Below are 6,420 nucleotides of genomic sequence, written 5' to 3'. Positions count from 1 at the left end.
CCTACCCTTCCCGTCCCGTACTCGGGGGCTCCGCCCCCGAACCCCCGCTGCGCAGTTCCCCGCGCCCCTAGGTACCCAGGGGCGCGGGGAACTGCGCAATCTTTTAGCGGGGTCTGGGGGCGAGGAAACCCAACGGGCCCACCCCCCGGCGCAGCCGGGAGGCGGGCCCTATCGGACCCCGCGGTGGCACCGCCATGCAGCACCGCGAGGGGTCTTCAGACTCAGACCAGGTATCGGCACCGGCTCAGCCGAACCGCCCGGAAATGTAGTCCTCGGTCGCCTGCACGGACGGGTTCGAAAAGATCCGCTCCGTGTCGTCGATCTCGATGAGCTTCCCGGGCTGCCCGACCGCGGACAGGTTGAAGAACGCCGTCCGGTCGGAGACCCGCGCCGCCTGCTGCATGTTGTGCGTCACGATGACGATCGTGAAGCGCTCCTTCAGCTCACCGATCAGGTCCTCGATGGCCAGGGTCGAGATCGGGTCGAGCGCCGAGCAGGGCTCGTCCATGAGCAGAACCTTCGGCTCCACCGCGATCGCCCGGGCGATGCACAGCCGCTGCTGCTGCCCGCCGGACAGCCCTGAACCGGGCTTGTTCAGGCGGTCCTTGACCTCGTTCCAGAGGTTCGCGCCCTTCAGCGACTTCTCCACGACGTCACCCAGCTCGGACTTCTTGTAGCTGCCGTTGAGCCGCAGCCCCGCCGCCACGTTGTCGAAGACGGACATCGTGGGGAAGGGGTTCGGGCGCTGGAAGACCATGCCGACCTCGCGCCGCACCGCCACCGGGTCGATCCCGGCGCCGTACAGGTTCTCGTCGTCGAGCATGACCTTGCCCTCGACACGACCGCCCGGCGTCACCTCGTGCATCCGGTTGAGGGTGCGCAGGAAGGTGGACTTGCCGCAGCCGGACGGGCCGATGAAGGCCGTCACCGAACGGGGCTCGACGGTCATCGAGATGTCCTCGATGGCTCGGAACGAGCTGTAGTAGGCACTGAGGCCGCTGATGTCGATTCGCTTGGCCATGGGGATCACTGCTTCTTTCGAGAAGGACTACTGGTCGCTGTCTGGCCGCGTCAGCGACCGGTACTGGGGGCCTTCCAGCGGGCGATGCCGCGAGCCGCCAGGTTCAGGATCATCACGAACCCGATCAGCGTGAGCGCCGCGGCCCACGCCCGGTCGTACGCCACACCGGCGCCGCCGCTGTTCGCGTACTGCTGGTAGATGTACATCGGGAGCGAGGCCTGGGGACCGTCGAAGGGGTCCGTGTTGATGAAGGCCGAACCCCACACCAGCAGCAGCACCGGAGCGGTCTCACCCGTGATACGGGCGACCGCGAGCATCACACCGGTCGTGATGCCGCCGATGGAGGTCGGAAGCACCACCTTCATGATGGTGCGCCACTTCGGCACGCCCAGCGCCAGCGAGGCCTCACGCAGCTCGTTCGGTACGAGCTTGAGCATCTCCTCGGTGGAGCGGACGATCACCGGCAGCATCAGGATGGTCAGGGCCATGGAACCGGCGAACCCGGAGGGACCCATGTCCAGGATGAGGATCCAGAAGCTGAGGACGAACAGACCCGCGACGATCGACGGGATACCCGTCATGACGTCGACGAAGAAGGTGACGGCTTTGGCGAGATTGCCGCGTCCGTACTCCACGAGGTAGACCGCGGTCAGGATGCCGACCGGCACCGAGATCACCGTGGCGATGCCGACCTGCTCAAGGGTGCCGAGTATCGCGTGGTAGATACCGCCGCCGGGCTCGTCGTCGGCGATCAGCCCCATCGAGTGGGTGAGGAAGTAGCCGTCGAAGACCTTCACACCCCGCTTGACGGTCTCCCAGATGAGCGAGACCAGCGGCACGACGGCGAGGAGGAAGGCGACCCAGACCAGGCTGGTCACCACCCGGTCCTTGGCCTGCCGGCGGCCCTCGACGCGCGCGGCGATGCCGTACGAGCCGCCCACGAAGAAGATCGCGGCCATCAGGCCCCACTGGATGCTGCTGTCCAGGCCGGCCGCGGCGCTGATGCCGAGGCCGAGGGCGACCGAGCCCGCGGCGATCGCCCACGGGGTCCACTTGGGCAGCGTCGCGCCCTGCAGGGAGCTGGGCGGCTGCGTCTCTGTGATCTGGCTCATGCGTTGGCCCCCGAGTACTCCGCGCGGCGGGCGATGATCATGCGAGCCGCGCCGTTGACCAGCAGGGTGATGACGAACAGCACCAGGCCGGAGGCGATGAGCGCGTCCCGGCCCATCACGGTGGCCTCGCTGAACTTGCTGGCGATGTTCTGGGCGAACGTGCCGCCGCCCGGGTCGAGCAGGCTGGCGTTGATCTCGAAACTTGAGGAGAGGACCGTGGCCACGGCCATCGTCTCGCCGAGCGCGCGCCCGAGGCCGAGCATCGAGGCGGAGATGATGCCGGAGCGGCCGAAGGGCAGCACCGACATGCGGATGACCTCCCAGCGCGTGGCGCCGAGGGCCAGCGCGGCCTCCTGGTGCATCTGCGGGGCCTGCCGGAAGACCTCGCGGCTCACGCTGGTGATGATGGGCAGGATCATGATGGCGAGCAGGATGCCCACGGTGAACAGCGAGCGCGGGGCGCCGCCCTGCCAGTCCAGGATGCCGGTCCAGCCGAAGTAGTCGTCCAGCCAGCCGTAGAGACCGATCAGATGCGGCGCGAGGACCAGGGCGCCCCAGAGGCCGTACACGATGGACGGTACGGCGGCGAGCAGGTCGATCACGTAGGAGATGGCCCCGCCCAGCCTGCGCGGGGCGTAGTGCGTGATGAACAGGGCGATGCCGACCGCGATCGGGACCGCGATGACCATCGCGATGATCGACGAGACGACGGTGCCGTAGACCAGGACCGCGATGCCGAAGCTCGGCTCCGCGGCGGTCGGGTTCCACTCAAGAGTGGTGAGGAAGTTGCTCTCGTCCTTGCTGATCGCGAGCACGGAGCGGTAGGTGAGGAAGATCGCGATCGCGGCCATGATCACGAGCAGGAAGATGCCCGAGCCACGGGACAGACCGAGGAAGATCCGGTCTCCGGGGCGGGTCGCTCCACGGGCCGCACGCTTCTGCTCGGCACCGGAGGGCGGCGAGAGACGCGAAGGCGCTTCGAGGCTCTCGGGATTCCCCGGGTTGTCTGCGTTATCTGGGTTATCTGAGTTATCTGGGTTCTTTGTGGATATTTCCATGAGTTTCTCCGGTCTGCGGGGCCACATTCTGTGTGCGGCCCCAGGCGGCGGTGCACCGGACGGCGTGCGGTCCGGCCCCTGGTCAGGGGCCGGACCACACGCTCAGATCAGCTCAGGCTCGCGACGGTCGTACGGACCTTCGCGATGATCTCTTCGGGGATCGGGGCGTAGTCGTTCTCGGCCAGGACCTTCTGGCCGTCCTCGCTGGCGATGTAGGTGAGGAACGCCTTCGTGGCGGCCAGGGTCTCCGCCTTGTTGCCCTTGTCACAGACGATCTCGTACGTGACCAGGGTGATCGGGTAGGCGCCGTCGGCCTTGGTCGCGCGGTTCAGTTCGAGCGCGAGGTCCGCGCCGGTGCCGACGACCTTGGCGTCCGCGATGGCCGTCGTGGCGTTCTCGACGGTGGCCTCGACCGGCGCGCTGGCGCCCGTGTCCAGCTTGGCCGCGGTGATGCCGTCCTTGGCGTACGACAGCTCCATGTAGCTGATGGCGCCGGGGACTTCCTTCACCTGCTGGGCGACACCGGAGGAACCGGCCGCGGACTGGCCGCCCTTGGCCTGCCAGGCCTTGCCGCCCTCGTACTTCCACTGGTCGGGCGCGGCGGCGATCAGGTACTTGGTGAAGTTGTCCGTGGTGCCGGACTCGTCCGAGCGGTGGAACGCCTGGATCTTGAGATTGGGCAGCGTGGCGTCCGGGTTCAGCTTCTTGATCGCCGCGTCGTTCCACTTGGTGATCTTGCTGTCGAAGATCCCCGCGAGGGTCTTCGAGTCCAGGACGAGGCCCTCGACACCCGGGACGTTGTAACCGACGGCGATCGGGCCACCGACCATCGGCAGGTCGATGCCCTGGCCGTCCTTGCAGACCTCCTTGGAGGCGGTGACCTCTTCGGGCTTCAGCGCGGAGTCGGAGCCGGCGAAGGCGACCTGGCCCTGGGTGAACGCCGTGACACCGGCGCCCGAACCCTCGGACTTGTAGTTGATCTGCACGTCCTTGCAGGCGGTCGAGAACTGCTTGACCCAGGCGTCGATCGCGTTCTTCTGCGCGGAGGAGCCGTTGGCCAGCAGCTGGCCCTTGGCGTCGTCGCACTTGATGGAGCTGTTGGCGGCCGTCGTGCTGTCGCCGCTCCCACTGCTACCGGTGTCGTCGGAGCCGCACGCCGTCAGCGCAAGGGCGCCGGAGACGGCGACAGCACCGAGGGAAAGGGCGCGAAGCCGGTTCTTGCGCTGAAGCTTCACTTTCGGGAGTTCCTTCCAGAAGCCGCCGTTGCCGGCAGCGTGCGATGTCGTGGGGCAGCCTCTTCGTCCGCACGAGGCTGCTTCATGCTGTTGAGCTCTCCGGTACGTGAACTTGCTTCCGTCCGCACCACGCACCGGGTAAGGCCGAAATTAGGCAGAAAAGGTGAAGCCGCCGATGGCCGTGAGTGAACGGAGGGTGAACCCCTGCCGTCAGTGCGGTGAGGTCACGGAACGCTCACGGGCAGAACACGTACGGGTCCCGACAACCGGAAGCCTTCCTTCCTGCCCGTAACACGTCGGCGGCCGATCCCGTCCCGGTAGATTGCCGGGCCCGGCCTGTGGAACCCGCCGGACGACCGTCCCGTCTCCTCAAAGAGAGCAACGGGTAGCGGGAGCAACGGGTAGCAGGGGACGGCGGGGGCGGGGAGGCACACATGCAACGGCGTACGTTCATCGGCGGCAGCGCCGCGGTCACGCTCACGGTCGCGGTGACAGCGGCGTCGGCGGCGTGCTCCGGCAAGAGCCCCGAACCACGGTCGACCGGCGGAAAAGGCAAGCCCGGCGCACCCGGAGCCACCGAACCAACGGGAGCGAGCACGACGACCAAAGGCTCCACAGGCTCCACGGGCTCCACGGCGGCCGACTGGAAAGCGCTGACCAAGGATCTGGACGGGCCCCTGGTCCGCCCGGGCGACACCGACTGGGCGGCGGCCCGCCAGCTCTACAACACCCACTTCGACTCCCTGAAGCCGACGGCGGTCGCGTACGTCGCCCACACCGACGACATCCGTACGGCGCTCGCGTACGCCCGCGCCCACGACATCCGCGTCTCGATCCGCAACGGCGGCCATTCGTACGCGGGTTGGTCCTCGGGGGACGGCCGGCTGATCGTCGACGTGTCGAAGCTGTCCGAGGTGCGGGCGTCCGGGAACGAGGCGGTGGTCGGCGCGGGCGCCAAGCTGATCGACGTCTACCGCGCGCTCGCCGCGAAGGGGGTGACGATCCCGGCGGGTTCCTGCCCGACGGTGGGCATCTCGGGTCTGACGCTGGGCGGCGGCCACGGGGTGGTGTCGAGGGCGTACGGCCTGACGTGCGACAGCCTCACGCAGGCGACCCTGATCACGGCGGACGGCAAGCAGCTCACCGCGAGCGCGACCGAGAACAAGGACCTGTTCTGGGCCCTGCGCGGCGCGGGCAACGGCAACTTCGGCGTCGTAACGGAGCTCCGCTTCACCACGCACCCCGCGCCGCAGGGCGTCACGGCGAACATGTCCTGGCCGTGGTCCAGGGCGGCGGCGGTCGTCGAGGCCTGGCAGGAGTGGGGCCCCGACCAGCCGGACGAGATCTGGTCCTCGGTCCACCTCGCGAACGCGGCCGGCGGCACGCCCACGGTCTCCGTGTCCGCGTTCTCGCTCGGCACGTACGGCGAACTGCAGAACGCGGTCGACCGCCTCGCCGACCGGATCGGCGCCTCCGCCCGGGGCATCTCCCTCAAGCGCCGTTCGTACGAGGAGGCGATGGAGGTGTACGCGGGCTGCTCGTCCTTCCCGACCGCCGCCCAGTGCCACCTCCCGGGCGGCACCCCGGGCCGTTCGACGCAGGGAGCACTGGGCCGCGAGACGTACGCGGGCCGCTCGGACTTCTTCGACCGCTCGATCTCGGCGGCGGGCATAGGGACCCTGCTGTCCCGCATCGCGGGGGTGAGGGGCGGCACGGGCACCATCGCGCTCACGGCTCTCGGCGGCGCGATCAACCGCGTGGACCCCACGGCAACGGCCTTCGTCCACCGCCGCTCGCGGATGCTGGCCCAGTACATCGCGGCGTGGCGCCCGGGCACGTCCGGCACGACATCGCAGTCCTGGCTGACCGAGGCCCACAAGGCAATGCGCCCTTACGCGTCGGGCGCGGCCTACCAAAACTACACAGACCCCACCCTCCCCAACTGGCAGAAGGCGTACTACGGTTCAGCGGCCCCCCACCTAAAATCCCTAAAG

Annotated in this window: 5 protein-coding genes; 1 reads left to right on the top strand and 4 read right to left on the bottom strand. The window is 68.4% G+C overall.

Annotated features, from left to right (window positions below; translation table 11 throughout):
• Window positions 1–244 precede the first annotated feature (244 nt).
• The 4 genes from pstB to pstS form a co-directional block, all read right to left on the bottom strand.
• Window positions 245–1,021 carry a phosphate ABC transporter ATP-binding protein PstB gene (gene pstB, locus AOK01_RS37515; protein ID WP_055519701.1) on the bottom strand — a complete coding sequence of 259 codons (777 nt, stop codon included), beginning with the start codon at window positions 1,019–1,021 and terminating at the stop codon, window positions 245–247.
• Between the two features lie 50 nt (window positions 1,022–1,071).
• The gene (gene pstA / locus AOK01_RS37510) at window positions 1,072–2,133 is read right to left on the bottom strand and encodes a phosphate ABC transporter permease PstA (RefSeq protein WP_055519699.1); all 1,062 of its coding nucleotides are present in this window, start codon (window positions 2,131–2,133) and stop codon (window positions 1,072–1,074) included.
• A complete protein-coding gene (gene pstC / locus AOK01_RS37505; protein ID WP_079104069.1) occupies window positions 2,130–3,191 on the bottom strand; it encodes a phosphate ABC transporter permease subunit PstC in 1,062 nt (353 codons plus the stop codon). Before pstC ends, pstA begins: the two co-directional genes overlap by 4 nt.
• Before the next feature lie 107 nt (window positions 3,192–3,298).
• Window positions 3,299–4,426: a phosphate ABC transporter substrate-binding protein PstS gene (gene pstS / locus AOK01_RS37500; RefSeq protein WP_055519696.1), complete on the bottom strand. Its 1,128-nt coding sequence runs from the start codon at window positions 4,424–4,426 to the stop codon at window positions 3,299–3,301.
• Between the two features lie 434 nt (window positions 4,427–4,860).
• On the opposite strand from pstS, the gene AOK01_RS37495 reads away from it, so the two are divergent.
• Window positions 4,861–6,420 (top strand): FAD-binding oxidoreductase (locus AOK01_RS37495; protein ID WP_055519694.1); only part of this gene is annotated, 1,560 nt, incomplete at its 3' end.

This window comes from Streptomyces aurantiacus (assembly GCF_001418335.1).
Lineage (GTDB): Bacteria > Actinomycetota > Actinomycetes > Streptomycetales > Streptomycetaceae > Streptomyces > Streptomyces aurantiacus.
Note: the sequence above shows the minus strand (reverse complement) of the source record. Positions and strands in the feature narration are given on the sequence as shown.